The following is a 25,091-nucleotide window of genomic DNA, read 5'->3' on the forward strand; positions in this document are numbered from 1 at the left end:
GCGCGGACCGGCTGGGCGGCAGAATGCAGGTCGTGACGACTTCGACGGGCAAGGTTCCCATCCCGACGTCGCTCGGCGACATCGCCAGGCGGGTGTTTCTGGGCAAGCCGTTGATCACCGAGAGCCTGTCCACCGAGAAGTTGTCCAACGGGATTGCGCTCGGCGCGCTTTCGCCGGATGCGATCTCGTCCACCGCCTACGGCACCGAACAGATCCTGATCGAGCTGCTGCCCAACGCCGGGTTGGCGGCCTTCGCGTTGCTGCTGCCCATCAACGCCGCGATCTTGGTGATCCTGGTGTTGGTGGCCGCGTCGTACCGGCAGGTCGTCATGGCCTACACCCGGGCGGGCGGTTCCTACATCGTGGCGCGGGAGAATTTCGGGCCCAAGGTGGCGCAGGTCGCCGCCGCGGCGCTGTTGATCGACTACGTGGTCACCGTGGCGGTGCAGGCGGCGGCGGGGACGGTCGCGGTGGCGTCGGCGATCCCGGCCGTGGGCCCCTACAGCCTGGCGATCACCGTCGGCGTGGTGCTGCTCATCTGCTACGCGAACCTGCGCGGACTGCGGGAAGCGGGCGTGCAATTCGCGCTGCCGACCTACTTCTTCGTGAGCATGATCGCGCTGACGATCGTGGTCGGCGTCATCCGCGAAATCTTTTGGGGATTACCGACTTACGACGCAGCGCACATCGCCGGGGCGGTGCCGGTCCATCAGGGCGACGGGCTGGTGATGGGCGCGACGGTGCTGGTGCTGCTGCGCGCGTTCGCCAACGGCGGTTCGTCGCTGACGGGGGTCGAGGCGATTTCCAACACGGTGAACGTCTTCCGTAAACCGCAGGGCCGCAACGCCCGCCGGGTGCTCACGATCATGGCCTGCATACTCGGGTTCCTGCTGGCCGGCGTCGCCTATCTGACTTTCGTCACCCACGCGACACCGTTCGAGGCCGGATACCCGTCGGTGCTGTCGCAGGTCGCCCGAATCGTGTTCGGCCACGGGACAATCGGCAACGTCCTGTACACGCTCGTCCAGGCGGCGACGGCCGCCATCCTGTACACCGGCGCCAACACCAGCTTCAACGGCTTCCCGGCGCTGGCGAGCTTCGTCGCCGAGGACCGCTTCCTACCACGCCAGCTGATGAAACGCGGCCACCGCCTGGTGTTTTCGAACGGCATCATCGCGCTCACGGGGCTCTCGGTGGTGCTGCTGGTGACGACGGGCGGCTCGGTCACCGCGCTGGTCCCGTTCTATGCGATCGGCGTGTTCACCGGCTTCTCGATGGCGGGCTACGGGATGACCAAACACCATCTCACCCAACGCGAACCGGGGTGGCGGCGCCGGCTCGCGATCAACCTGTCGTCGGCCATTTTGTCGACCATCGTGGTGGGCATCTTCGCGGTGGCGAAGTTCACCGAGGGCGCGTGGCTGGTGGTGGTGGTCTTTCCGGTGCTGGTGTTCTTCCTGATGCGGCTGAACCGGGAGTATCGCGCCGAGGCGGCCATCCTGGAGATGTTCCGAACCGACCGCCCCGAGTTGGTGAAGTACGCCCGGCACAAGGTGTTCGTGTTCGTGAACTCGCTCGACCTGGCGGTCATCGAGGCGCTGCGCTACGGCCGGGGGCTGCGGGCCGACGAACTGGTCGCGGTGCACTTCATGATCGACGAAACGCACGCCAAGGCGTTGCGAAAGCGTTGGGACGACTTCGATCTCGACACCCCGCTGCGGGTGGTCGACTGCCCGGACCGCAGGGTCACCCGGGCCGCGCAGGTACTGGTCGCCAAGGCGCGCGACGAGCACCGCAACACCAACGTGACCGTGCTGCTGCCGCGCCGGACCTATGCACCGGTCCTGGGCCGCCTGCTGCACGACCGCACGGCGGACAAGGTCTCCCGAGCGGTCAGCCTGATCCCGGACGCCGCGGCGACGATCGTTCCCTACGACGTGCAGTCCCGCATCAAGGAGGCGTACCCCGAGGGATTCGAGCAACGAATTGCCCGCGAGCTCGACAAGATCGAAGCGTGGGTTTCCAGGGACGAGGAACAAGAGGTCGAGGCCTACGAACACCCCGACCGGTCGGCGTCGGTGATCACCGTCGGGGGCCTGATTCCCGGGCAGCGCGCCACGTTTGAGGGGCGGGTCAACGAAGTCGAGGACATCAACGAACGCAGGCGCACCGTCCGGCGGGTCGTCGTCGGCGACAACAGCGGCGAGATCTGCGTGACGTTCCGGCACGGGCGCGGCGGCGCGGACATCCAGCCCGGCCAGCTGCTGCGGATCACCGGCAAGCCCCGGCAGAGCGGCACCCGGTCGATGGCGATGGTCGATCCCGCGTATCACATCATCGAGGACCCGGCGAAGGCGGCCGGGTCGTGAAACGACTGGCGGCCGTGCTGGTTTCGGTATTGGGTCTGGCGTACACCGCCAATGGTTACCGGCCGCTGACGCGGGACCGCTTCGGGTCGGGTTTCGCGTTCGCCTACGGCGTGTTCGCCTCGGAGCTCCCGATGCAGACCCTCGCCGTCCAGCTGGCGGCGCAGGCGGGCGTGTCGCGCCTGCTGCCGCCGCGGCTGCGCCGGGTCAGCTGGCTGGTGGCGGTGTCGTCCTGGCTGGGGCTGCTGGGCCTGCGCCGGGTGGGGCGCGGCGCCGACGCGCCGCTCACCGCGGCGCTGGACGCCGGCCTGGGCCCCGACCGCCGCACCGACTCGGGTGACCTCTGGCGGCGACCGGCGCCGGGCGGCGCGACCGCGAAGAGACCCGGCCCCGCACGCATGCTGCGGATCTACCGCGACTACGCGCACGACGGCGACATCGCCTACGGGGAGTGCGGCTCGCGCAACCACCTCGACATCTGGCGGCGGCCCGATCTGGATCGGGGCGGACGGGCCCCGGTGCTGCTGCAGGTTCCCGGCGGTGCCTGGATGGTGGGAAACAAACGGGGACAGGCGCATCTGCTGATGAGCCACCTGGCCGAGCTCGGCTGGATCTGCGTCGCGATCAACTACCGGCTCAGCCCGCGCTCCACCTGGCCCGATCACATCGTCGACGTCAAGCGCGCGATCGCGTGGACGAAGGAGCACATCGCCGAGTACGGCGGCGACCCGGACTGGATCGCGATCACCGGGGGCTCGGCCGGCGGGCACCTGTCCTCGCTGGCCGCGCTGACGCCGAACCACCCGCAATTCCAGCCGGGTTTCGAGGAGGCCGACACCCGTGTGCGGGCGGCCGTCCCGTTCTACGGCGTCTACGACTTCACCTCGAACGACGACATGCATCCGTTGATGGCCCCGATCGTGGCGAAGCGCGTGTTCAAGTTGAGTCACGCCGATGTGGCCGAGCCGTTCCGGATGGCCTCGCCGATCACCCACGTGTCCGAGGACGCGCCACCGTTTTTCGTGCTGCACGGCACCAACGACTCGCTGATCCCGGTCGAGCAGGCCCGCAGATTTGCCGCGCGGCTGCGCGAGGTCAGCCGTCAGCCCGTGGTGTACGCCGAATTGCCGTGCGCGCAACACGCTTTCGACATCTTCGGCTCGGCGCGCGCGGCGCACGCCGCGGTGGCCGTCGAACAGTTCCTGGCCGAGACGTACGCGTCGTCCTCAAATACCGGCTAGGCCGACCACCAGCAGGACGCACCCGACCGCGGCCAGCAGGGCGGTGACCTCGATGCGCCGGCGCGACCGGATCCAGTCGTGCAGCGCCGCCATCGAATTGCGCGTCCGTTGGGGCGCCAGCAGGTACACCACGAGGGGAATCTCCACCAGGGCGAAGGCCACGGCGTTGAACATCAGCAGCGCGCCGACCTGCGTCGCGGCCGCGGCGCCCGACGCCAGGATGACGGCCAGCGCGGCCAGATAGTCGACCGACGGCAGCGCGATCCCGAGGCCCGCGGCCCCCGCGACCCACAGGGAGCGCCCGGTCACCAGTCGCTGCGCGCGCGTCGCCACCGATTCCGGAACCGCCACCCGGTTGCGGGTCACGACCAGGGCGGCGGCGGCAAACAGCGCCAGCACGCCGATGCAGATCTGCACCCGCGGCAGCGTGAGGTACGTCGACCAGAGCAGCCTGCGCCGCAAGACGAACAGGACGACCAGGCCGACGCTCATGCCCATCGCGAAGCCGCCGCACAGGAACGCGAGCAGCTGCAGCATCGGCCGCGGCCGGTTCAACATCAGCACCGTCATGCCGATCCGGAAGGGTTCGAGGCTGACGGCGACGGCCATCACCAGGATGGTGATCCACATTGCGGGCCAGGTTACCGCCCGGCCCATCCGCTAGGCCGTTACGCCCCAATGCAACACGCGAGAGGTGAGCAGGACGATGCCCAGCGACACCGTCGCGACCACGGTCAGCCCGATGACCGCGACGACCAGCGGGCGCCACCCGGTGCGGGCGATCTGGCGGATGTCGGTGTTGAGTCCCACCCCGGCGAACGTGAGCAGGAACGCCCATTTCGACACGTTGGCCAGGTTGGCGGTTTGCCCCTTGGTCAGCCAGTGCGCGGTGGCGATCGCCGAGACGGCCAGGAAACCCAGCACGAATTTCGGGAACTTCTTCCAGACGAACACGGCCTTGGCCTTGAAACCGGGGGCGATCTCGTCGGCCTGCCCGCGCGCGGCCCAATACAGCGCGAAGCCCAGCACGACGAAACCGATCAGCGCGTTACGGGTCGACTTGACCAGCACGGCGATCTTGCCGGCGTGGTCGGAGAACAGATAGCCCGTGGCGGTGGTCTCTGCGGTGTTGTCCACCGCCAGCCCGGCCCAGATGCCGAATTCGCGGTCGGTCAGGCCGATCGAATGTCCCAGCGGCGGCAGCACGAACAGCGCCACCGCGCCCAGCGCCAGGATGGCGGCGATCGCGTAGCCGACGTCGGAGTTGCGGGCCCGGATCGCGCCCTTGGCGGCGATGATCGCCGACACCCCGCAGATCGAGGTGCCGATCGCCAGGAGGGAGCCCAGTTTTCCGGACAACCCGAAGGCCCGGGCGGCGACGATGATGATGGTTCCCGCGACGGCCATGTCGACCAGGATCTGGAGCAGGCTCAGCCCGCCCAGCTTGGCGATGTCGCCGAGCACGAACCGGGCCCCCAGCACGACGATGCCGACCTTGAGCCAGAACTCGTAGGTCTGCACGCCCGGGCGAAATATCCGATGAAGGCCGACGGTGTTCGTGATCAGCAGCCCAATCACGATGGCCCACAACACGTATTCGATGTCGGGGACCCGCCAGTGCTCGTGCTTGGCCAGCGCGTTCCACCAGATCTGCGCGTACTTGCCGAGCAGGCCCACACCGATCAGCAGCAGGATGCCCGGCACGTAGTCCAGCGGGCGCCGGCTGGTGAAGGCGGGCTCGTCGAGCGCGTCTTCGTATTCTGGGGATTGGACTTGGGCGGTGGTCACGCGATCACCACGGAATCTTCGGCAGCACGTTGGCCACCGCCAATGCGGTGATCACCCCGGCGAGCAGTGTCGCCCACCAGTCCACCGATACCGAGCCGAGCCGCTCGCGCCAACCGTGCGGCTTCGAATCCTGTTCGCTCACGCTGACATCGTTGTCCGGCCGGCGCCGGCGACCAAGCGATTGGCTCGCGCTGAATTTAGCTCGCCGTCAGGTTGGTAGCCCGTCTCGCTCGGCGTCCGCGCGGTAACGCTCCACCCACTCGTCGGAGCGTTGGTCGGCTTGGCGCTCCAGCACCGGGTGCGGCGCAAGGCGGGGGTCGAGGCCCAGTTCCTCGAGGATGGTTGCCACCACCTGAGTCAGGTTGCGCCACAACACCGGATAGGGAACTTCGATCCGCTTGACGTCTTCCTCGACAAACCAGTTCCGCCAGCCCTCCTCCTGGGCGCGCAGCATGCGGACGACGTGCGCGATCGCCCCGGCGTGATAGATGGCGCGCGCGTCGCGCGCCGGATCGGGCCTGCCGCGCCACACCCGCGTCTGCACCGCGCGCCAGAACGACACGGCCTGGGAGATCACATCGGGGCGGTGCACGTGGATGAGCAGCGGCTCTTCGCCGATGACGTCGCGGATCGCGGCCCGCAGTCCGTCGCCCGATCGGTTCGGCAGGTCCTTGGCGCGGTTCAACAGCAGCGGTGTCTGGTTCCACATCAGTTTGCCGCCCCACACGCCGTTCGGCGTTCTGCCGACCGTGCGGATGTAGTCGCGCCAGATCTCGGCCGTCGCGAGGTCGGGCGTCCCCTCGTCCAACGGGTCGAGGAGGTGCAGGATCGACTCGTCGTCCACGTCGGCGAACCACTGCCGCGGCTGCGGGGCCTGGCTGGTGCTCGGCAGGTACTGAAAGAACTCCTGCGGCTCGCCGGCGACCCCGGTCGCGCGCAGCGATTCGACGAGCAGCGTGCTGCCGCTGCGCTGGGAAGCCAGCACCAAATATGACGACGGCTTTTCGGTCACCAACGAAGCCTATCCGGATCGAAACCCGCTGCAAGACACGGAATTGTCTTCATGCTGAAGATAAGTATTGTGGCGTGGCGGCGCGTGCAGGATGCGATGATGAGCGCGCGAACATCGCGGGAAGGGAGCACCGAATGAACACGATCTCCGCCGCGGTTGCCGTTGCCGCCCCGGCCCTCCTGTTTTTCGGCGCGGCGAGCGCGCACGCCGACGACAATTACCAGCAGTTCGCGTCCGCGTCGGGAAACATTCGATGCATTCTCAACGGGGAAGACGCTCCGCTGCCGATTGCCATGTGCCAGATCGGCGACCACGCCTACCCGGTCCCGCCGGGATTGGGCCGGGATAAGAATGGGGGGCCGTGCCCGCCCGGATCGGATCTGGGTCGCGATTTTCGCCTCGACCAAGGCCAGGTCGCCTACGTCACGTGCACTTACTCGGCGATCGGTTCGGGGGCGGGGTCGTGGCCGACGCTCGGCTTCGGCCAGTCGAGATCGCTCGGCACGATCACCTGCAGCAGCGAGCCCGCCGGAATCACGTGCACCGACTCCGGGACCGGACATTTTTTCCGGGTGTCCCGCGAGTCGTATCAATTGGGCTGAGCGAGTTATTCGACACTTTCAACGTAATTATTTCGGCCGCCACAAATAATTTGGAAATTCGGCGGGTTTATCGCGTTCAATTCCGGGGCCCTCAGCACCGTGGCGGCCGTCGGCTTGGCCGCCCGGTTCGGCGCCGGCGTCGCCCAAGCGCCGGCACCGCGATGAGCCAGCGGTACTCCTGGTATCTGGGGCGGTACGCCTTCGTGCTGTTCCAACCATGCGGGCGATCTGCCGGTTGACTGGCAATAGGAAACAAGACCCGCGAAAAGACCGGCCGCGCACCGGGATCCGGTAGCGCGGCATTGTCTATTTTTAGCCGCCGCGCGGCTTCTTCGTGAGACCATTCGCTGAGCGGACACGGGGGACCTAACCCAGGAGTGGTCATGAAGGCGTTATCCGAGGAAGAACTGCTGATCAACCAGCAGGCCGCGAGTGTCGCGGCGTCGGTCGTCCCGGAAGCCGTGGTCGCGGCAACGAGGTGCGAACAGGTGACGGACGCCATGACGGCCGAGGCCGTCGGTGTCGGCGCGGTCACCCGCTGGGGGATGCGAATGAGCCGGAAGGTCAGTCGAGCGATGCCCGCCGTGACGAACGTCGGCGGGATGGCGAAGTACATGGAGATGGCCGGTCTGCCGGACAGCTTCATTCTCGCGATCACGGCGGCCCACGTGTACGCGCTCGAGGACAAGCGCAACGGAGGCCAGCTCGTCCCCGGGGCGATCCTGAAAACCTGGGACCGCGGCTTTCGCGCCAGCCGCGGTACCCCGCAGATGGAGCGCAGCATGGGGGTGCCCGACGATCGTCAGATGCTGATCCTCTTCCTGCCGATCGAAGGTGGTGGGAACCCGTACCTCTCGGCCGCGGCGCGCAACAATCCGGGCGCCGGGTTCCCGCACAAGTTCATGGTCGGCCGGGACGCTGCGAGCCAGCGCGTGATGGACGAGTTGCGCCCGAGCACCCCAAAGGTGATCACCGGCGGAGCGCAGCCCGCGCCCCCGCAACCTTCGGCCGCCCAGCGCCTGCAGGAGCTGGAGACGCTGCGCGCCTCCGGTGTGATCTCCGACGCCGAATACGCGGCCAAGCGCGGGCAGATCATCGACGAAATATGAAGCGCTAGAAGGGTGGCGGCAGATTTCGTTCGCGCTGCGCGACCTGGTGATCGGGTCAGGGTTGGCACCCTAGTCAGAGGGGCGGCAGATCAGCGAGAACCCGTGCCAAACGCGGATCGGACACTTCAATCCTTTCGAAGAAACCCAGGAGCAACTCGCCGGGTTCCGCGTCGATCGGCTCGTCATCGGCAGGCAGGGATCCGGAGGATGCGACGAATTCGACAGTGTCGTCTTTCCCCAGATACACGCGATGTCGGATAGAGGGTTGGCCCTCAACCAACCGATTCATCGACTCAGCGGGGCCACGAATTGCCATGGACGCCTGCGCGGCCGGTATCACCCACTCGTTTCCGGTTGCCGCGGCGATGTCGTAGCCGTGCACGAGCAGCTCGCACAAGATCCATCGAGCCCCACCCCCGGCGGAGATTGTCGATCCTCCATGGAAGGGATACAGACGGTCGAAGTCGACTTTGGGGTAGACGCGGTCGATCACAGTACGCAGATTTGCCTCGAGCCGGTCGGCGATGTCGTTGATACCTCGGTCGGTGTACTCCGAGAGGCAGGTCGCATTCAGCTCGGCAACCCCCTCGTTGGTGGCGGCGCGTCGACGATCGCCCAGCAGCCTGCCGAGCACGGTTACAACGTGCGCTGCGGTCTCCCCGGCCGTCCAGGCGAGCCCGGGCACCGGTCGCGCGGCGCGATCCGCGTCGAGCCCCCGGACGATCGAGACGAACCGCCTCCCACTGTCATCTAGCGCGGCGAGGATCTCGGCTTTCGTCGCCTCTTGCACCCGCTAAGCGTACGGCGGTGTTGGTCGTCAGTTCCTAAAAGGGTGGCGGCTGATTTCGCTCGGCGACACGATCGGCGTTGAGTGCGCGTTCGGCGTCGATGCGGCGGTTGCGGTCTTGCTCGCGGGTCCGTCGCCGGGTGGGCATCATGACGCCGCGATCGCCCGGCGGCGCGTATGCCGTTGGGGCAGTGGGTAATTCGCCCGTCGTGAGACACAACGCCGGAAACAGCAGCCGGCTGCCCGGATAGGTCTTGTATTTGCGTCCGCTCGGCGAAGTCCACATCACGGTGCCATCGGTCATTCGTGTAAGATACCCCTTGTAAGACCCGTTCCAGCCCGAGAGGCCCTGAGTGAAAACCGCCATCTACATCCGGCAGTCCCTCGACCGCGACATGACCAAAGTGTCGGTCGAGTACCAGCGCGAGCAACTGCACAAGTTATGCGCCGCCAGGGGCTGGGACGCCCCGGTGGAATACCTCGACCGCAACGTGTCCGCGACCAAGGGCACCCGACCCGCCTACGCCGACCTGTGCGCTGACATCGCCAACGGTGCCGTGGGCCGGGTCGCCGTCTGGGACATGGACCGGCTTCACCGCCAGCCCCGCGAGCTCGAAGACTTCATCGACCTGGCCGAGAAGCACAGCGTGGAGTTGGCGAACGTCGGCGGCGACGTAGACCTGTCCACACCATCAGGGCGCATGTTTGCACGCATGAAGGGCACGGTGAGCAAGTACGAGTGCGAGCAAAAGAGTTTCCGGCAGAAGTCGGCCAACGAGGAACGCGCTAAGCGCGGAAAGGCGTGGAACATGCGAGTCTTCGGCTACGACGGCGACGAGATCGTCTGGGACGAAGCCAAGGCTCTTCGCGAGGCGTGCGAGGCGCTGCTGGACGGCGACTCCCTGTGGGGCATCGCCAAGCGGTGGAACGCGGCGGGCATCACCACGGTCAAGGGCAGCCAGTGGAGCGGGTCGCAGGTCCGCCAGGTGCTGCTGCGGCCCCGCAACGCGGGCCTGGCCGTCTACGACGTGCATGGCGCGACCCGTGGCGGCGGCACGATCCGCGACGCCATCCTGGAAGGCGTCGAGGTCAGTTGGCCCGCCATTGTTTCGCGTGACACCTACGACGCGGTGTACGGGGTGCTGAACGACCCGGCGCGGCACACCGGCAAGAAGCGGGCCCGCGCCTATCTGCTGTCCGGCCTGGCCTACTGCGGGCTGTGTGACCGCAAGATGGGCACGACCATGCGCAAGACCAAGACCGGCGCGAAACGCGTCGTCTATCAATGCAAGAACGTCGGGTGCATGAAAGTCGTGCGCGACCTGTCCCGCACCGACGCGCACGTTGTCCGCGTGGTCACTGAGCGGCTGGCGCGGCCCGATGCCGCCAGGCTGTTCGCCAAGCCGACCGTGGACACCAAGGCGCTCGACAAGCGCGTCAACGAGATTCGCGGGCTGATCAAGGCAGCGGAGAACGAATACGACGAAGGCGTTATCAACGGGCGCGACCTGAAGCGGCGCAGGGACAAGCTGCAGCCTGAACTCGACGCCATTGGGGCCAAGCTGATTGGGGCCAACACCGGCCGCAAGTTGGACGGCTTGATCGGCCAGCCGGATGCCGCCGAGCGGTTCGCCGCCCTCGGCCTGGACCGCCGCCGCGCTGTCATCGACACCGTTGCAGCTGTGACCATCCTGCCGACCACGAAGGCCGGAGGCGTGTTCGACCCGAAGGACATACGCATCGACTGGCGCTGATTACATGCGGCCCGGCGGAAGGGCGGTTGGGCTTCGGCTCGGCCGCCCCTTTTGCGCATTTCAGCTTTTGTCCCCCTGGCGCACGACACGCCGACCCCGCGACGACGCGCCGTGAATTTGCGGGGACATTGTCATTGTCAATTTGGCTGCAAGCGACCTGTGCATCAAGCGTTTGCATTGTCAATATCGCCTGTCGCACAACGGTTTACCAAATTCGCCAATTAGTTGCCCCTCCGTACTATCGATCCCATAACCCGCGAATTGCTTTAGATCCAGAGGGTTTCAGACGATAGAAACGGATCAGGGACATGGCCGAAGTAAGAGACCTCGAACCGTCGATGTCTATTGCAGAAGTCTGCCGAGTGGGAAACGTCAGCGAGAAGGTCGTGATGGGCATGATCCGCAGCGGCAAACTGCCCGCCGTAAAGTTCGGCGGTGCGTGGCGCATACGCCCCGAAGTAGTCGCCGAACTGCTTGGAATCTCGGCATGACCGACGACGAGTACGCCGATTACGTCAAACGACTGGTTGACCGGGCACCCTCGCTTCGGCCCGATCAGGTAGTTCGCCTGTCCAGCTTGTTCGACGCGCCGCGCTTAGAACAGAACCCAAGCGCCAAGGCCCGATAGGCCATCGCCGCAGCAGGACGCACCCGGCACAACCACCCACGCACCGCAAGAGAGGACGGGTCAATGACACGAAAGGTTGAAAGTGACAATGTCTTTCGAAGTAGAAGGCGTGCCACCGCTGCCCCTTAGAAACGGCGAGAGCCGAGGCAGTCAGACCCCGGCCCTCGCACAGCAGCAGTCGCAAGCCAACGACTACCGCCAGTCTAACAGACTGGTTGCATGGTTCGAAGTCGTCCTGTGGCGCGACCGGATGCTGGAACGTCTTGCCGTGCGGACCTTTCCGATGGTCGGCATACCGGCCTGGTGCGCCCTGTCCGATACGGACCCGGTCAAATTGGCGGCTGTGTTCGACGCTGCCAGCCATTGGGCGCTGCGCCTAGAAACATGCCAGCAGTCCAGGGCCGAGGCGTCACAGGCCATCTCAGCGGCACTGGACTGGGCCGCAGTGGCGCGCAGGAACCAGCAGCACGCCGAGTTCTACGCCGACAAGCCGTACCTGCACCGGGCGGCGTCGTGATCGCGCCCGAGGAATTCGCACTCGACACCGCGATGTTGCTCGAAGACATCGAGGCATTCCTAGACAGATTCGTTGTCTACCCGTCCATTCACGCCAGGCGTGCCCACACGCTGTGGATAGCACACACCCACCTCATGGAGTGCTGGGAGTCCACGCCGCGCATCGCGTTCCTATCGCCGGAGCCGGGGAGCGGTAAGAGCCGCGCCCTGGAAGTCACCGAACCGCTTGTGCCACGGCCCATTCATTCGGTCAACACCACACCGGCCTACCTGTTCCGCAAGGTCTCCGACGAGGCGGGTCTGCCCACCATCCTCTATGACGAGGTCGACACCGTATTCGGCAAGGGTGTCAGAGGCAACGGCGACACCGAAGGCGTGCGGGGCATGATCAACGCCGGTCACCGCAAGGGCGCGACAGCGGGCCGATGCGTGGTGCGCGGCAAGCTAATTGAGACAGAGGAACTGGCAGCCTACTGCCCGGTGGCACTGGCCGGACTGAACGATCTACCGGACACCCTGATGTCTCGTAGCGTCGTGGTCCGCATGCGCCGCCGCACCGCCGAGGAAAGCATCGAACCGTGGCGTCCACGCATCAACGGACCAGAAGCGGCAAAACTGCTTGCACGCCTGCAGGAATGGGCTGCAGACGGGAAACAGTACCTAGTGGGAGAGGATTGGTGGCCGAAAATGCCCAAGGGTGTCGAGGACCGGGACGCCGACATCTGGGAGGCGCTGCTGGCAGTCGCGGACCTGGCCGGACCAGGGTGGGCCAACGACGCACGCGTATCCGCTGTAACCCTCGTAACCGATTCCAAGACAAGGCAACCTAGCCTGGGCATCCTTCTGCTGCACGACATCAAGAAGGTTTTCGCCAGGGCTCGCACCGACAAGCTGACGACCGATGGCGTCATCTCCGGTCTGATCAACACACCCGACAGCCCGTGGTCGCGGATACGCAAGGGTGAGGCCATCGATCCGACCTACCTGGCCAGCAAGCTACGCGACTACGACATCGGCCCCAAGGCGCAACGGATCAAAGATGACGTCTTCAAGGGCTATTCGCGGGCGCAATTTGAGGACGCGTGGAAGCGGTACCCGCTGCCAGTCGATGACGAAGAGGACGGCGGGCTGTGAGGCCGTCACCCAAAAATCCGGTTACATCGGTTACACGCGTTACATCCCAGGTCAGGGCACACGAGTGTTGTAACCGGACGTAACTATTGCAACCGCAGCCGATTTGGCCCTAGTTACGGAGTTACCATCTCTGGCCTGCGCCGTAACGGCCGTAACCGCTGTAACCGGCCCCACCAGACCACAAATACCTACACGTGACAGGAAGAAGTCATCGAATTGCCCAGGTGCACAACGAGACTATCCCATCTGGGACAGTGCCGACAATTGCGCCGCGGAACGATTTCATGTGACACTTCGCAGATGTCCGGATACGAACAGGCCCACCGCAAAGCGCGAAAGCTGTTGCGGCCCAGATGTCAACGCTGCCGGAGCGCGCACCGCCTGCAGGCCGCGCTGCGACCGGACGCCCCGCCAAAGAACCTGCGCTTCGATGCGACCCGAAACTGTTGGTACTCAATCGATCCGACCGATTATGGAACGCTGTGTGCCTCGTGCCATTTGATGCTCGACTACCGGCTTCGCACGGCGGACAGTCGCTTTCAGCAGGCTGCCCAACGCGCCCCCAGATGCCGCGAGTGCGGCGGGCCGATGATGGCGGGACAGCAGGGAGCGCACCTGTCGTGTATGGCAGCCGCCGTGCCCTGAGTTATTGCGCCACAAAGTGGTTCGCCACGACATGACGGCAGGCGGGGCTATGCTGAGCCTATTAGGCCCGAATTACTCAGGAGGACAACATGACTCAAGCGACGTTCGGAAGTCGCAGGGCGCCGGCGTACCCGCCGCCTCTCCCGCCCTTCAATGCTGAGGTCAGTGGGTGCGACCCTATCGAGCATCTTTGGAGGACACAGCAGGCCGTTCACAAGCACAATAGCGATTGGCGCGCCAGCTTCCCGGCCGGGATTGACCCGCAGATCCTCAAGGACAGCGCGGGGCTGTACCAGATCAGTGACGGTGCGTTGGCGCTCGGCCCGGCGCTCGACGCGGCGAAGGCCCACGCCGACGCCGCCGGGGCCAAGGTCGACGGTGCCGTGAAGGGTCAGCGGGTCGACACCAGCGATGTCGCGGCCCAGCTCGCCGCCGACCGCTTCTGGCGCAGGGCTGAGCGCACGCTGGAAAGCATCACGGGCGCGCCGAAACTTGCTCAGGCAGCGCAGGATCTGATTGCCAACGCCAACGACGCTCAAATCCCTGTCCTGGCGGAGGAACTCGGTCCATACCTGGCGAGCCGTAACGTGCCGACCGGCTGGCTTTCAAATGCGTTGGCGGCGAGGGTTCCTGGGCTGTCCGACGCGCAGGCGGACGCGACCCTGCTGGCCCGACAGTACGCGGTCCTTGCTCAGAATCACGCCAACCTGACAAAGGCTTTCGCGGCCGACACGAATCCGCCGCCGCTGCTCGACCCGTACTCGGAGGCCATCACCAGCGTCCCATACGACAATGGCGAGCCTTTCAACCCGACCGACGCCGAATAGCGATGGCCGCAGCACCAGCAAGTCGCGGGCGTAATCCAACACCCGAGGTGGTGGCTTCGGTCTGCATCGGGCACGGCTCCGGCGGGCGGCCCACATCCTCGGGGTTGTCCGGCTGGGCCGTCTTGCTCAGTGGCGTCTCCCACACGATCGTTTTGCGGCGGCGGTGGCCTCTGGGCAAGGTTCGGCGGCGGGGGAGCTGTCGAAGCACCGAGACGGGGCGTCTGCGCTGCTGGGCGCTTCGGCTTGCTCCGGCTTCCTCGCCGCCGTCTCCACATTCCGTTTAGGTGAAAGTTAGGAACCGTAATGGGTGAGGCGACAGTGGAATTCATAGCTGCGGTTGCGCGAGAGACCGGAGTGCCGGAGTGGCTGCTGACGCAAGGCGGCAACAACACCACGGAGGGCATCTGGGAGCGGGCCAGACAGGCGGTTGACTGGAAGTACGCCACCGCGCCGCAGACGCCGCTGCCGACAGCAGCTGTCTCTGTGTCGCTACCGTACGAGCCGATAACGCCGCAGCGCTGCGTCCCCGATGGTGATTACCTCGCGGCGTGGCGCAGCGGGAGGCTGGCACCGGTCGGGATTCCAGCACCGCCGCCGCGTTGTACCGGGGAGGGGCACCGTGACGCCGGGCCTTAACCGCCGTCCATCAACTTGGCCCCACGCTGCAGACCTGCTGCTAACGTCCAGTACATGCCGGGTCGTGAAGCCATGCATGAGAAGGGTAGGCAGGGCGTCGATCTCGCTCGCAAGATTTTGGAGAGCACAACCTGGATTGAATTGCCGTTTGACTCTGCTGAGAATGAGGCCGTCTGCACACTCCATCTTTTAGATGGCACTGACAAGTGCTTCGACGCGATGGGTTTTATTCTTCGTGACACAAAGACGCCCCTTTACGTGGAAGCTAAAAATTATGATTCGAGCGGCGGAAGTCAGGCTGCCGCGTACAACGAGTTCTTAGCCAACGCCTACAGCATCACGGCCAAAGACCTCGAATCTGGTGTCGACGGCAAGCGGGAGTTCATGTGGTTTACAAAGCATCCATTCTCGCTCAAGAAATGGCCTGAGCTAATTAGCATGGACGCCATTAGTGCAGCACTTCAAGCACATTCGTCGGTGTTGAAGGGTAAGATCATCAGCGCGGATACTTTAAAGCTCGTTTCAGAGAGATTATGGCTAATCGTTGTACACCATAAACAAACGGAGTTAACACTGACGCCCGATGAACTCGGTCGCATTGAAGGTATGCTAAATCGGAAGAGGCGATAAATTGTCCACTCCCTCAGCTATTCAGCAGGCAGTTGATGCAGCGATGCAGGCACCGACGCCTGACCAGATCATTGCCGGCGTGAAGCAGATCGTGGCTAAAGAGGTCGACACGTTGAATCCTGGTGTGAACATCGAATACACCGACTACTTTAACCACACCTATGTTCCCGACATGGTTCTGAAGTTCCCTGGTCGCGGCGAAGAATGCCGCCCGCTCTACATTCGAAATTCGCTACGGGTAAGCCCGATCATCGAGGACGTGCAAACCCTCGAACCACGTCAACCGGTGATGCTTGGACTTCGACCAGCGGACCCAGAGTCTGATGAAGGTGTACGTTCTGTGGCGCGTCACACCAAGCGCGTGCTGGTGACCGACATCGGGTCGCTGGATGTATTCAGCCAGTCACTAAGTCAGGTGAATGATGCGGCCGCCCCCCTAAAAGGCGTCTTGCGAGCCAATTTATTGAAATCTGGGCGCGGCATGATGACCACATCCGATATTGATGACATTCAGAATGTTGTTCAAGAGGTCGTGTCTCTTGACGCTGAGACCGCTGCTAGCGGTATCAGCAAGCTTGATCAATTAACGGACAATCTGTACGCCGAGGATGGGTCGCTACAGATAGGACGGGTCGGGCGAATCATTCAAGCGTCTGTATCGCCAGTGCTAATGCGGAATCTGCTTTCAGAAAGCGGTCGATTATCAGACAGCGATGTGCGGGTCATCTTGCCTTATCTATTGGGTCGGAACGAAGTTGCCACGAATGAAGATCTATGGGTGACGGTTGCGGAGCTCATTGACCTTGAAGACGTCGAAAATGTGCCGGAGATAGAGGGTGTGAACCTCAATCGATTGCTGAACTTGACAGCGCTCTCGCGGTGGACTGCATCCCGTGCTGAACTCGTCTTTAACAACGAGTTCGACGTCGAAGCGCTCACGGAGATTTCGGAACTGTCCCGCACAGAGTGGGCCGTCCGTGCCGGTAAATTGACCGCGACAATTGGTCCTTGGCGCATCATATTCGTAAGCGGAGACAATAGAAGGCTGAAAGGCGCGACCGACTACCCCGCCGTTGATTGGCGAGACATATCAACGGTTGCGAACGCGCTGATCATGGAGTCGGCTTCACTGCGGGGCGTAACTCGTCGACTGACCATCAGCGCTGAAGAGTCAGCCAACGTGGCGCAGGACGTCGCTGACGTAACAGCGACGTTGGAGGACTCTTATCGTGTCCACCACCTAACGGTGCGACTTCCCGCCTCGGCGTCGCCCGACTCGTTGATCGAAGTCGAGTTTCCCAAGGGTCTTGCTACCGTCGTTCGCGGGCCATGTGTCGCCCTGGGAGAACTCGGCACCATTGCGATCCGCCTTCTTGGTCACAGATACCCGGTGGAGCCAGACTGGCTAATCGGCCACGAGTCTGGCGCGTGACTGGGCCGCAGTAGTGACGGCGGCATCCCAACGGCGCGTGATGCGGGATCAACACCACCCTCGCGGCGATACCACCCTCGGACGCTTCCATGAGCGGGAGATGAGGCCTAGCCTCGAAACATGGCTGATGGCGGAATCGTGTCGATTGTCTCAGTTATTGTTAGTCCAGTCGCGGCGCTGCTGGGCGCGTGGGTGAATTCGGTTGCCACACAACGGCAGCACCGACTCGATCAGCAAGATAAGTATCGCGATGACGCGCTTCAGGGCCTAGCTCGATTTATGTCGTTGCTTCTTGACGCAAACCCAAGTCTGGTCGCTGCCGGGGACCTTCGAGAGTACGGTTCACCCAAGGACGCAATCACAGGTCTCTACGAACGCTGGAAAGCGGCACGCGAACCGCTAGTTCTTCTGGCGTTTTCACACCCATCAGTGGAGGTCCGTAAGCTTGCTTTTGACCTTCAGGCACACCTTGAACTTGTTTTGCGGCACACCGATGACTGGCTGAATTGCCAGCGTTCACCCGAGGAGGGGCTTTCTTTCAAATCGCGAGCGCAAGAGTTGTACGACAGGTGTGCAAGGAACGGCGCGGCTCTTGGCAGGCTACTCGAGTCGCCCAAGGGGACTCGCCGGTGGTGGCGTATCCGTCGAGAGAGCAATGCACCATCCAACCATCCTGCGCGACACCACAATTCAAGGGCAGCATTCAGCGAATACTGAACTACCGTGGCGTGCAGCATCGTTGATAGAGGTGTCGCCATCCCATCAACATCGACCCGTGCGCGGTGCGCAGACCACCACCCGCCCGGCACCACCCCCCGGTGGCCAGGCTGGCTCACAAGGCCGAAACGGCTCAGGTCGGCCCGTACGTAGAATCGCAGGCCATCGGCCTTGGCCGGGTAGACTCTGGGCATGGCTCGAATCAAGGCGAAAACCGTTGAGTCCAAACGTATCTTGGCGGCGCTGAACAAGGAGCTTGCGGAGTCGGCGAAAGCTGCTGGTAGCGACCTGGTTTGGTCGGCTGCTGAGCAGGATGTCATCGGCATGATTTGCGCGGCGGTCGACCGGCGCGTTGAAATGTCGGCCGCGTATGAGGCGTGCGAGTCGACGGCGGCGAAGCTGAAGGTCGCGACGGAGCTTCGGCTGTTGGAAAGCTCGATAGCGCGCATGTACAAGCAGGTGTCGACGGAGCTTCCTGCGCCGATGTCGTTGACATCGTTGAAGGCGCAGCGGGCCGTTAATGCGCGTTGGGATCGCCAGAGGATGCGATAAGCGGGAGGTTGCCTGATGCCGGTATTACGAAACGGTTCCGCCTCGGCGAACGGGATCCGCACACAACACATTCCAGGCGTGTACCGGCATGTGTTGCAAGAGCAGTGTGAGCGGGAGCTGTTCGACGGGGTTTCGGCGCTTTCGGATGTATCTGCGGACGAGTGGGCGGCGGCTGACCGGGATTATCAGGAGCGGGTGGCGGCGGAGGTGGAGTTAAGAATGCGCGCTGGTGAGCCGGTGCAGTGTCAGTCGTGGGAGTTGTCGAAAGGATTCAGGGCGCCGTTCAACCGCTGGCCGTCGAACCGAGGGTTATTCACCGTCACGGCGGATGACCGGATCGTTTTCAAACCGAGGGAGGCCCGATGAGTCTGTCGAATCTAGTTCCAGGCAAAGCGAATTCAATCGCGCTGAGTGCCGGTGAGCCGCCGGTGCCTACTGATGGACGGCCGAGCCACGCGCCGTGTTTCACGAGCGAGCATGGGCCGCAGCCTAATGCCATCGAAGGTGAACGGCTTCAGGCTCCGCAGCGTCCGCCGCGCCGCGAGGCTTCCCGCACGTTGGATGAGGCGCGGCAGCATGGCCTCAGCATGCCCGAGCAACTTGGGGTCAGGGGCGACGAGACCTAGAGGCCGTATTCCGACCGGCTGCGCGCCGCCAGGACGGCCCAGACGGGGCGGGGTGGATAGAGACCCACCGGGCACGGGGTCTGCGCTCGCTACAGGGCTGTCCCATTTGGGACGAGAAAGCCCATTTGGGACGAGAAAGCCCCTGCCATGAAGGGTCGGCGCCTGAATTCGCTTGGCGCGCTTAGCTGGATGAATGAAACCGCATGTGCTGCAATAGAATCTGGTGCTGCACCTCTAGCACGTCGCTCTCGTCAATCATCGCGTACTCGCCCAGACACAAGATATCGAGCTGGGCCAGGCTGTACGGCTTCCAGCCGCCCTTCGGTTGCCACGCGAAGGCCGGAGCAGACCGCCACGCCGTGAAGTCGCCATCTCCGGCCGCGTCGACGCGCAGCAGCCTCGTCGCCGGACCTGGGCCGCCGTTGGCGTAGTGCAGGCCCATGCTGGTCACCTCCCCGCTTTGTGCCGCACCCACCAGCATAGCGCCGTCACAAACCGGGATTATTCCCTGGACCTGCGGTTATTGGGTGCGACGCATTGTCAATCGAAGGCATGTTGCTCACCCCAAGTATCAGCCTGTCGCGGCACACTGAGACCGATCTGGCGGCGCGTTACGAGGCGACACTGCCACTTGACCGGCTGCCGCGTCGCCCCTGGCTGACCTGGCCCGTCTGGCAGTATCGTGCCCGCCGTGGTAAACGAGTCGAGCTGCTTGGGAGGACCGAGTTGAGTGATCCGCTGCAAATTAAGCGATTGATTGACCGGGTGTTGCTCGGTGAAATCCGCGTCCCCGGTTTTCAGCGAGGGTTCGTCTGGGAACCCGACAGGGCTGCTTTGCTTATGGATAGCATTCATAAAGAGTATCCGTTTGGGTCGATTCTGCTTTGGCGGACGCGAACTCAGCTAAAGACTGAGAAAAACCTTGGAACATTTGAATTGCCCGACCCAGAAGCGGACTATCCAATCGATTATGTTCTTGACGGTCAGCAGCGCATTACTTCGATTTTTTCGACCTTTCAGACCGAGTTGACGCCCAAAAAAGAAGACCCCGAGGTGTGGCTCCCTATATATTACGATTTCGAAGCGAATGCGGACGCGCAGGACTCACAGTTTCAAGCGTTACCGTCAGACCAGGTAGACCCCGATAGGTACTTTCCTCTGGCGGTATTTTTCGATCCGGTGGAATTCGCCGAGAAGCAGCGTGAATATAATCTGAGCGACGAGCGCCTGAGAGAGATAGTATTGGTGCAATCGAAATTCAACGGCACTCTCGTCCCGGTTGAGACGTTCACGAAAGAAGACCGGGAAAGCGTCGCGATCGTGTTCGAACGGGTGAATCGGCAAGGAGTGAAGTTAGATACTTTTCAACTGCTGACCGCGTGGACGTGGAGTGACGAATTCGACCTCCAACAAGAGTTTAGAGACCTCGCCGAACGCTTTGAAGGATTCGGTTTCGACGAAATCGGCACTGACAACGATTTGCTGTTGAAGTGTGCATCTGCCGTGCTAAGAAGTGATCCCTCGCCTACGGCGCTAATCGATATTAACGGTGCCGAGGTGCGAGAAAAATTCCAAGTCATCGTCAATGCACTGGATAGAACAATTGATTTCCTGCGAGACGAATTACAAGTACGCCACTATAAATTCTTACCGTACTCCGGCTTGCTGATCCCCTTGTGTGCCTACTTTTCGCGTAAGCAGTCAACGGGCGTGCCCGCCGAGGATAAAGAAAGGCTATTGCGTTGGTTCTGGCGCACATCATTTACACACCGCTATAGTGGGAATCCTTCGCGCAATATTAAGCAAGATGTACTCGCGGCCATCGCGCTACGGGAGGGGCGCCGACGCAAAACGTCCCTAGACGACATCCCGGCGGCAGTCAGCTTGGACTTCTATCAGGCAACCAAATTCAATAACCGTACAGTAGCTACGAGAACATTTATCCTACAACTTGCTGCACATCGGCCAAGATCGTTTATTGGTGGCCGACCGATCACGCTGGATGACGTCCTTTCAGAGCCGAACCGGCGTGAATACCACCATTGTTTTCCAAAGGCCTACATTGGAAAGGTTGGAGACGAGTCTGTATACGATGCCAACTGCATCGCGAACTTTGCCTTCCTCAATCGCTCAGAAAACCGAGAAATATCAGACAAAGCCCCCTCAGTATACCGCGACCTCATGGGCGACCACGTAAGCGAAGTCCTGGAATCGCAAATAGTCCCAGAAGAATTGTTCCTTGATCATTTCGACACGTTTGTCGAGCAACGCACCCTGATGCTCGCGAAGGATGCGGGCCGACTGCAAGGCTTCGAGGTCCGTACGGCGCGGGACTGAGACTGACCAACTGCCTGCTCTGTCGTCCATGCCGGGTTGGACGCACGGGGGCGGGTGTCGGTTCCATCGTCGTGCCTGGCGGTCGGCCCGGTGATCGACGCCTATTGCTGGTTCGTTCGGCGCTTGCCGAACCAGGCCCGGTAGGCCAGGTAGCCCATCAACACGGCGAGGCCTCCGGTAGCAATCAGACCCAGGGTGGTGCCGCGGGTGCACACATTTAGCACGAACAGCGCGAGGAATAGCGCAGACATTACCGTGTAGAACGCGCGACCGTACCCGGGGTTCGTCTTCACGCGCGCGCCCTCCCTGTCGTTGGTGTGTCTGGGATTCAGCATGCCAGCCATCATCAAGGTGCTGTTGTCTGCCTCACGGTAGGCATTTGTCAGCGGCGTCCAGGCCGTCAGCGACCGCCGCCGTACCGAGAGCAATCTGACCGATCGCGGCGGGGACGCCCACGCCGGTCGCGCCCTCCGGGGCCGCCGTCAGGATCGCGACTGTGCCGCCAACAGGTTCCAGAAGGGCTTTCGTCCAGTCGTAGACGTTGCATGGGGGTTTAGCGGCGGCAGGGCTGCCCGGACTGGACGGCGGCGAAAACGAGGGCATCGGCGGACGCGACGCAGGCGCTGGGGGCGCTGGGGGCGCCGTGATGGCCTGTTGGTACTGGGGAATGAATCCGTTGGGTTGGGGTGGCGGGGGTGTCCCATCAGGGGTGTCCCACGGCGCTATGGGCGGAGGGTTGGGGGCAGACGGGTTTTGGGTGTAGTCGACCAAATGGACCCCGTTGTGGCTGCCGGTTGGAGTTTGTGTTTCGCCGCCGTAGCGGCTGGTGGTTGGAGTTTGTGGCTGTCCGCCGTTGGGGCCAGGTTGTGACTGGCCTCCGTTGCGGTTGCTGCTCGGAGGTTGCGCGGCGGGATTGGAGGCCGGCGCGAAGCCGACGTTGCCGACACCGCCTGCGGCGGCGGTGAGTTGACCGGCAACCTTGGCATCTGCGGCGTCGAGTTGCTCGGCACGCAGCCGGATGTCAGCGGCGAACGCTTCGGCCTGAGCTTGGCGCGTGGCGCGTTCTGCCAGGCTGGTACTGCGGGTGTCGGTGACCGACAAGTCTTCTCCGACAGTGAATCCCGCGTTTTGTGCGTCTTCGACTCCGTACAGGACTCGCCGTTGCGCGGCGCTGATGTCACTGGCCCCGCTACGGGCTATTCCGGCGGCCTGCCGTAGCTGGTCGGCTTTGCCGCTGACGACGGATAGATCGGCTCCGGTGCGTTCTCGCAGCCCGTCACCGCCCGCGCCGTGCCACGTGATCGCGTGCGACTGGTTACGCATCGTCAGGAACGCGTCTTCCCAGCGGTCGGCGGTTTGAGTCCAATAGACAGCAGCGTCGATGAGATGCTCGGTGCTCCATGCCCGAATCTGCGACAGGGTAGCGGGCATCCCTAGACCATCCTGACCTGTGTCACGGCTGTCACGGCAGCCATCTCGCCCTTCGCGGTGGCCTCTTGGCTGACGTAGCCACCAGCAGCCGTGGTCACCCCGCCTACCGTTTCCTGCGTCCGCGCTTCAAAGGCCCCCGTGGCAACATCGATCGCCGCGTTGACCGCGTTCACCGCCGCCGTGGTGGGTTGAAACGGCGGCCCCGGCGACGGCGGCGCCCCCACGAGCTGGGAGCTGAACACCTGCCACTGACCGGCGGTAGCTTCAAGCTCGCCAGGGACGACCTGCAACGCAACTTCCCCCATAGCTGCAGGAGTTTATGCGGCTCATTCGCCGATCGCTATTCACCTGCTGGTGCAGCAACCCCCTTCAGGCAGCCAACGAGCGCCGTGGTTCCGGTTCGTTGTACCTAGCTGATGGGTCGGGCTGCATGGGATGCATGACCTGGACGATCCGAGGCCCACTACACCTCCATCACATCCTCCGGCACTGACGACGAAGACGCCGAGAAGGTCCTTACGAATGCGGCTGCACAACATCTCCGTCCGAGATTTCGCATGGTTCCGACAAATCGCCAGCACGAACTACCGCCGCAACTCGGATGCAACCGATAGGTTGGACGCAGGGGCACTGCGAGCGACAACTACGCATCCCAGGTATGGTCGGCTTCGATACGTCCTGAAGCCAGGCGTGCCTCTGCTGGGAGGAGGGTTTCTCGGCCAAATGAACACTCGTTACGACTGGTACATCGGGCTGGATGACCGCCAAGCCGAAGAAGAACTCGCATCCCTCCGCTACAGGCACCGCATCTACTCCATCAAGATGTTCATCGCTGGATTTACCGCGTGCGCATCCATGGGGATTCTGGTATTCATGACGACTAGCCGCGATCCCCTGTCCATAAATGTGCTGAACTATGCAATCTTGATCGGCGCCGGAGGCTTAATATTATTCGTGACATACCAATTCCGGCGGGGAGCTAACGCCGCTTACTCAAAGACGGTCGAAAAACTTAGGCGGCGGCACGAGATGGCCTACTACCGGTAGGCCCGAGATCCAGAGCGAAGCTGCGCCTGAGACGCCGAATAGTGTTGCAAAGACTGCTGAATCGCCTTCTACCGCCGATAACTGTACCTGCTGCACCGCCCGCTCAAGTCGAGCGGAAGATGGATTCCGCAGGCAACGTAGCACTCATCGGCGCATTAGCTCTGATCGTCAGCACGAGCATCTCCGCCGTTTTTCACTTCGCCGAAAGCAATAAGCCGCCATCCATTTCAGCCGTCACAGACTGTCCTACGCAACAGCAGAGCGCCATCGATCTTGTGAAGCGGAATCCAGGAATTACTCCAGAATACGGCGGACCTCTCGAAGAGCAATGCCATCTCAACGAAATAGTCGGTCAAGAGAAGAGGCAGTTGGCGCTGCCGCCTCCACCCCCAGCGCCCCCACCGGCGCACCCGTAGCGCCGTCGTATGTCTCCGGCAGTATTCAAAACTGGGCAGAAGGGGGTATCCCGGAAGAATTACCGTGCCGTCGGGCCACTGCTCGTCGCGCCAGCCGGGCCAGAACGTCTTGAGCAGATGATGTTTGCGGCACAGGCATTTGAGGTTGGACGCGTGGGTGGGCCCCAGCGGGTAGGGGATGGTGTGGTCGATGTCGGCGAACTCGGCGGGCCGGTCGCAGCCCGGGGAGCGACAGGTCATGTCGCGGCAGCGGATGAAGCGCTGCAGCTGGGCGGAGGGCCGGTAGGTCGGTTCGGGTGGGGCGTCGGCGGGCAACCGCACCGGCGTGACCTTGGCCCCGCCGCGGATCAGCTCGGCGACCATCGACGCGGGCAGCGTGCCGCCGCCGAGCAGGTGCGCGGCCGGGGGCCGAGGCGTGGGCGGCACGTCGGGTTCGGGATCGGGGGCCAGGGCCTCGGCCAGGGTCATGTCCGGGGTCACGGGTCGCGACGGGCGCTCGCCGGAGGTGTGCGGGTCGGGCTGGGCGTCCAACGTGTCCTCGCGGGCGACGAGGTGGACCATGACCGCACCGGCGCGCGGGTCGGCCTCCCCGGCGGCGGGGCACTCGGCGCAACCGCAGGCGCAGGCGAGGTATTGACCCCCCGCGGCCAGGGCGCCCAGCGCGTCGGCGCGGCGCTGGTCGAGGGTGCGGGGATCGTCGCGGCAGACCTGCTCGGCCATGTGGGTCAGTTGGCGCTCCAACACGGCCGCGTCGGTCGCCAACAGCGAACCCCACAGGGCCGCGGTGCCGGAATGGTCGTCCGCGGGACTGATCGTGACGTGGCGCCCGCGCGCGCCGGCGCGGCCGCGGCGCAGGGC

29 protein-coding genes are annotated in these 25,091 nt (G+C 63.6%); 18 read left to right on the top strand and 11 right to left on the bottom strand.

Going from position 1 to position 25,091, the window contains the following annotated elements:
- Positions 1 to 32: 32 nt before the first annotated feature.
- On the top strand, positions 33 to 2,369 hold the full coding sequence (locus tag A9X00_RS07170) for an APC family permease (protein WP_067151138.1): 2,337 nt from the start codon (positions 33 to 35) through the stop codon (positions 2,367 to 2,369).
- Positions 2,366 to 3,607 (top strand): alpha/beta hydrolase, encoded by a 1,242-nt coding sequence (locus A9X00_RS07175; RefSeq protein WP_067151078.1) that lies wholly within the window; start codon positions 2,366 to 2,368, stop codon positions 3,605 to 3,607. Before A9X00_RS07170 ends, A9X00_RS07175 begins: the two co-directional genes overlap by 4 nt.
- Here A9X00_RS07175 and A9X00_RS07180 read toward each other — a convergent pair.
- The 4 genes from A9X00_RS07180 to A9X00_RS07190 all read right to left on the bottom strand — a co-directional run bounded on the left by A9X00_RS07180 (position 3,593) and on the right by A9X00_RS07190 (position 6,407).
- Positions 3,593 to 4,237, bottom strand: coding sequence for a GAP family protein (locus A9X00_RS07180; RefSeq protein WP_067151080.1), 645 nt, complete (start codon positions 4,235 to 4,237; stop codon positions 3,593 to 3,595). The two genes, A9X00_RS07175 and A9X00_RS07180, sit on opposite strands and share 15 nt — an antisense overlap.
- 30 nt (positions 4,238 to 4,267) lie before the next feature.
- A complete protein-coding gene (locus tag A9X00_RS07185; protein WP_067151082.1) occupies positions 4,268 to 5,395 on the bottom strand; it encodes a YeiH family protein in 1,128 nt (375 codons plus the stop codon).
- 4 nt (positions 5,396 to 5,399) lie between these two features.
- Positions 5,400 to 5,537 (bottom strand): hypothetical protein, encoded by a 138-nt coding sequence (locus A9X00_RS31210; protein ID WP_197515087.1) that lies wholly within the window; start codon positions 5,535 to 5,537, stop codon positions 5,400 to 5,402.
- A 66-nt stretch (positions 5,538 to 5,603) separates the two neighbouring features.
- Positions 5,604 to 6,407 (bottom strand): Stf0 family sulfotransferase, encoded by an 804-nt coding sequence (locus tag A9X00_RS07190; protein ID WP_067151084.1) that lies wholly within the window; start codon positions 6,405 to 6,407, stop codon positions 5,604 to 5,606.
- A 134-nt stretch (positions 6,408 to 6,541) separates the two neighbouring features.
- Here A9X00_RS07190 and A9X00_RS07195 point away from each other — a divergent pair, with 134 nt between their 5' ends.
- On the top strand, positions 6,542 to 7,009 hold the full coding sequence (locus A9X00_RS07195; RefSeq protein ID WP_067151087.1) for a hypothetical protein: 468 nt from the start codon (positions 6,542 to 6,544) through the stop codon (positions 7,007 to 7,009).
- Between the two features lie 383 nt (positions 7,010 to 7,392).
- Positions 7,393 to 8,118, top strand: a complete 726-nt coding sequence (locus A9X00_RS31720) for an SHOCT domain-containing protein (RefSeq protein WP_232006705.1) — start codon at positions 7,393 to 7,395, stop codon at positions 8,116 to 8,118.
- 73 nt (positions 8,119 to 8,191) lie between these two features.
- Here the strand turns inward: A9X00_RS31720 and A9X00_RS07205 are convergent, their stop codons facing one another.
- Positions 8,192 to 8,908, bottom strand: coding sequence for a maleylpyruvate isomerase N-terminal domain-containing protein (locus tag A9X00_RS07205; RefSeq protein ID WP_067151092.1), 717 nt, complete (start codon positions 8,906 to 8,908; stop codon positions 8,192 to 8,194).
- 34 nt (positions 8,909 to 8,942) lie between these two features.
- A complete protein-coding gene (locus tag A9X00_RS07210) occupies positions 8,943 to 9,209 on the bottom strand; it encodes a hypothetical protein (protein ID WP_067151095.1) in 267 nt (88 codons plus the stop codon).
- Positions 9,210 to 9,258: 49 nt separating this feature from the next.
- On the opposite strand from A9X00_RS07210, the gene A9X00_RS07215 reads away from it, so the two are divergent.
- From A9X00_RS07215 to A9X00_RS07250, 12 genes are all read left to right on the top strand, one after another.
- Positions 9,259 to 10,659, top strand: a complete 1,401-nt coding sequence (locus A9X00_RS07215; RefSeq protein ID WP_067151098.1) for a recombinase family protein — start codon at positions 9,259 to 9,261, stop codon at positions 10,657 to 10,659.
- A 308-nt stretch (positions 10,660 to 10,967) separates the two neighbouring features.
- Positions 10,968 to 11,150 (top strand): helix-turn-helix domain-containing protein, encoded by a 183-nt coding sequence (locus A9X00_RS29640; RefSeq protein WP_082974819.1) that lies wholly within the window; start codon positions 10,968 to 10,970, stop codon positions 11,148 to 11,150.
- Positions 11,147 to 11,287: a hypothetical protein gene (locus A9X00_RS30610; protein ID WP_156771962.1), complete on the top strand. Its 141-nt coding sequence runs from the start codon at positions 11,147 to 11,149 to the stop codon at positions 11,285 to 11,287. The genes A9X00_RS29640 and A9X00_RS30610 overlap by 4 nt, the downstream gene beginning before the upstream one ends.
- 88 nt (positions 11,288 to 11,375) lie before the next feature.
- Positions 11,376 to 11,804: a DUF2742 domain-containing protein gene (locus A9X00_RS29645; protein ID WP_082974821.1), complete on the top strand. Its 429-nt coding sequence runs from the start codon at positions 11,376 to 11,378 to the stop codon at positions 11,802 to 11,804.
- Positions 11,801 to 12,937 (top strand): DUF3631 domain-containing protein, encoded by a 1,137-nt coding sequence (locus A9X00_RS07225; RefSeq protein WP_067151101.1) that lies wholly within the window; start codon positions 11,801 to 11,803, stop codon positions 12,935 to 12,937. The genes A9X00_RS29645 and A9X00_RS07225 overlap by 4 nt, the downstream gene beginning before the upstream one ends.
- Before the next feature lie 734 nt (positions 12,938 to 13,671).
- Complete coding sequence (locus A9X00_RS07230; protein WP_156771963.1) at positions 13,672 to 14,409, top strand: hypothetical protein; 738 nt, start codon at positions 13,672 to 13,674, stop codon at positions 14,407 to 14,409.
- Positions 14,410 to 14,712: 303 nt separating this feature from the next.
- Positions 14,713 to 15,045, top strand: a complete 333-nt coding sequence (locus A9X00_RS30615) for a hypothetical protein (RefSeq protein WP_156771964.1) — start codon at positions 14,713 to 14,715, stop codon at positions 15,043 to 15,045.
- A gap of 54 nt (positions 15,046 to 15,099) precedes the next feature.
- On the top strand, positions 15,100 to 15,675 hold the full coding sequence (locus A9X00_RS07235; RefSeq protein ID WP_156771965.1) for a hypothetical protein: 576 nt from the start codon (positions 15,100 to 15,102) through the stop codon (positions 15,673 to 15,675).
- A gap of 1 nt (position 15,676) precedes the next feature.
- The gene (locus A9X00_RS30620; protein WP_156771966.1) at positions 15,677 to 17,107 is read left to right on the top strand and encodes a hypothetical protein; all 1,431 of its coding nucleotides are present in this window, start codon (positions 15,677 to 15,679) and stop codon (positions 17,105 to 17,107) included.
- 120 nt (positions 17,108 to 17,227) lie between these two features.
- Positions 17,228 to 17,824, top strand: coding sequence for a hypothetical protein (locus tag A9X00_RS30625; protein ID WP_156771967.1), 597 nt, complete (start codon positions 17,228 to 17,230; stop codon positions 17,822 to 17,824).
- Between the two features lie 192 nt (positions 17,825 to 18,016).
- Positions 18,017 to 18,376: a hypothetical protein gene (locus A9X00_RS07245; RefSeq protein ID WP_082974825.1), complete on the top strand. Its 360-nt coding sequence runs from the start codon at positions 18,017 to 18,019 to the stop codon at positions 18,374 to 18,376.
- 15 nt (positions 18,377 to 18,391) lie between these two features.
- Complete coding sequence (locus A9X00_RS07250; RefSeq protein WP_156771968.1) at positions 18,392 to 18,742, top strand: hypothetical protein; 351 nt, start codon at positions 18,392 to 18,394, stop codon at positions 18,740 to 18,742.
- A 441-nt stretch (positions 18,743 to 19,183) separates the two neighbouring features.
- On the opposite strand, the gene A9X00_RS07255 is transcribed toward A9X00_RS07250, so the two are convergent.
- On the bottom strand, positions 19,184 to 19,444 hold the full coding sequence (locus A9X00_RS07255) for a hypothetical protein (protein WP_156771969.1): 261 nt from the start codon (positions 19,442 to 19,444) through the stop codon (positions 19,184 to 19,186).
- A 95-nt stretch (positions 19,445 to 19,539) separates the two neighbouring features.
- On the opposite strand from A9X00_RS07255, the gene A9X00_RS29650 reads away from it, so the two are divergent.
- The gene (locus A9X00_RS29650; RefSeq protein ID WP_156771970.1) at positions 19,540 to 21,339 is read left to right on the top strand and encodes a DUF262 domain-containing protein; all 1,800 of its coding nucleotides are present in this window, start codon (positions 19,540 to 19,542) and stop codon (positions 21,337 to 21,339) included.
- A gap of 101 nt (positions 21,340 to 21,440) precedes the next feature.
- On the opposite strand, the gene A9X00_RS07265 is transcribed toward A9X00_RS29650, so the two are convergent.
- The 3 genes from A9X00_RS07265 to A9X00_RS07275 form a co-directional block, all read right to left on the bottom strand.
- Positions 21,441 to 21,632 (bottom strand): hypothetical protein, encoded by a 192-nt coding sequence (locus tag A9X00_RS07265; RefSeq protein WP_067151148.1) that lies wholly within the window; start codon positions 21,630 to 21,632, stop codon positions 21,441 to 21,443.
- A gap of 73 nt (positions 21,633 to 21,705) precedes the next feature.
- Entirely contained in the window at positions 21,706 to 22,770 is a 1,065-nt protein-coding gene (locus tag A9X00_RS32735; protein WP_082974828.1) for a hypothetical protein, read from the bottom strand.
- A 2-nt stretch (positions 22,771 to 22,772) separates the two neighbouring features.
- Positions 22,773 to 23,075, bottom strand: coding sequence for a hypothetical protein (locus A9X00_RS07275; RefSeq protein WP_067151121.1), 303 nt, complete (start codon positions 23,073 to 23,075; stop codon positions 22,773 to 22,775).
- Positions 23,076 to 23,493: 418 nt separating this feature from the next.
- Here A9X00_RS07275 and A9X00_RS07280 point away from each other — a divergent pair, with 418 nt between their 5' ends.
- Positions 23,494 to 23,817 carry a hypothetical protein gene (locus tag A9X00_RS07280; RefSeq protein WP_156771971.1) on the top strand — a complete coding sequence of 108 codons (324 nt, stop codon included), beginning with the start codon at positions 23,494 to 23,496 and terminating at the stop codon, positions 23,815 to 23,817.
- Between the two features lie 227 nt (positions 23,818 to 24,044).
- Here the strand turns inward: A9X00_RS07280 and A9X00_RS07285 are convergent.
- Positions 24,045 to 25,091, bottom strand: a 1,047-nt coding sequence (locus A9X00_RS07285) for an HNH endonuclease signature motif containing protein (RefSeq protein WP_156771972.1), incomplete at its 5' end; no start/stop codon positions are given.

The sequence above is a fragment of the Mycobacterium sp. 1245805.9 genome, assembly GCF_001672915.1.
In the GTDB taxonomy this organism is placed as follows: Bacteria; Actinomycetota; Actinomycetes; order Mycobacteriales; family Mycobacteriaceae; genus Mycobacterium.

Excerpts from the sequence above, each read along its gene's own strand:
- A9X00_RS29640 (WP_082974819.1), top strand. The coding sequence starts at position 10,968 with ATGGCCGAAGTAAGAGACCTCGAACCGTCGATGTCTATTGCAGAAGTC.
- A9X00_RS07210 (WP_067151095.1), bottom strand. The coding sequence starts at position 9,209 with ATGACCGATGGCACCGTGATGTGGACTTCGCCGAGCGGACGCAAATAC.
- A9X00_RS07195 (WP_067151087.1), top strand. The coding sequence starts at position 6,542 with ATGAACACGATCTCCGCCGCGGTTGCCGTTGCCGCCCCGGCCCTCCTG.
- A9X00_RS32735 (WP_082974828.1), bottom strand. The coding sequence starts at position 22,770 with ATGCCCGCTACCCTGTCGCAGATTCGGGCATGGAGCACCGAGCATCTC.
- A9X00_RS07180 (WP_067151080.1), bottom strand. The coding sequence starts at position 4,237 with ATGTGGATCACCATCCTGGTGATGGCCGTCGCCGTCAGCCTCGAACCC.
- A9X00_RS07230 (WP_156771963.1), top strand. The coding sequence starts at position 13,672 with ATGACTCAAGCGACGTTCGGAAGTCGCAGGGCGCCGGCGTACCCGCCG.
- A9X00_RS07275 (WP_067151121.1), bottom strand. The coding sequence starts at position 23,075 with ATGGGGGAAGTTGCGTTGCAGGTCGTCCCTGGCGAGCTTGAAGCTACC.
- A9X00_RS07255 (WP_156771969.1), bottom strand. The coding sequence starts at position 19,444 with ATGGGCCTGCACTACGCCAACGGCGGCCCAGGTCCGGCGACGAGGCTG.
- A9X00_RS30610 (WP_156771962.1), top strand. The coding sequence starts at position 11,147 with ATGACCGACGACGAGTACGCCGATTACGTCAAACGACTGGTTGACCGG.
- A9X00_RS07245 (WP_082974825.1), top strand. The coding sequence starts at position 18,017 with ATGGCTCGAATCAAGGCGAAAACCGTTGAGTCCAAACGTATCTTGGCG.
- A9X00_RS30615 (WP_156771964.1), top strand. The coding sequence starts at position 14,713 with ATGGGTGAGGCGACAGTGGAATTCATAGCTGCGGTTGCGCGAGAGACC.
- A9X00_RS30625 (WP_156771967.1), top strand. The coding sequence starts at position 17,228 with ATGGCTGATGGCGGAATCGTGTCGATTGTCTCAGTTATTGTTAGTCCA.
- A9X00_RS07280 (WP_156771971.1), top strand. The coding sequence starts at position 23,494 with ATGAACACTCGTTACGACTGGTACATCGGGCTGGATGACCGCCAAGCC.
- A9X00_RS07235 (WP_156771965.1), top strand. The coding sequence starts at position 15,100 with ATGCCGGGTCGTGAAGCCATGCATGAGAAGGGTAGGCAGGGCGTCGAT.
- A9X00_RS07250 (WP_156771968.1), top strand. The coding sequence starts at position 18,392 with ATGCCGGTATTACGAAACGGTTCCGCCTCGGCGAACGGGATCCGCACA.
- A9X00_RS29645 (WP_082974821.1), top strand. The coding sequence starts at position 11,376 with ATGTCTTTCGAAGTAGAAGGCGTGCCACCGCTGCCCCTTAGAAACGGC.
- A9X00_RS31720 (WP_232006705.1), top strand. The coding sequence starts at position 7,393 with ATGAAGGCGTTATCCGAGGAAGAACTGCTGATCAACCAGCAGGCCGCG.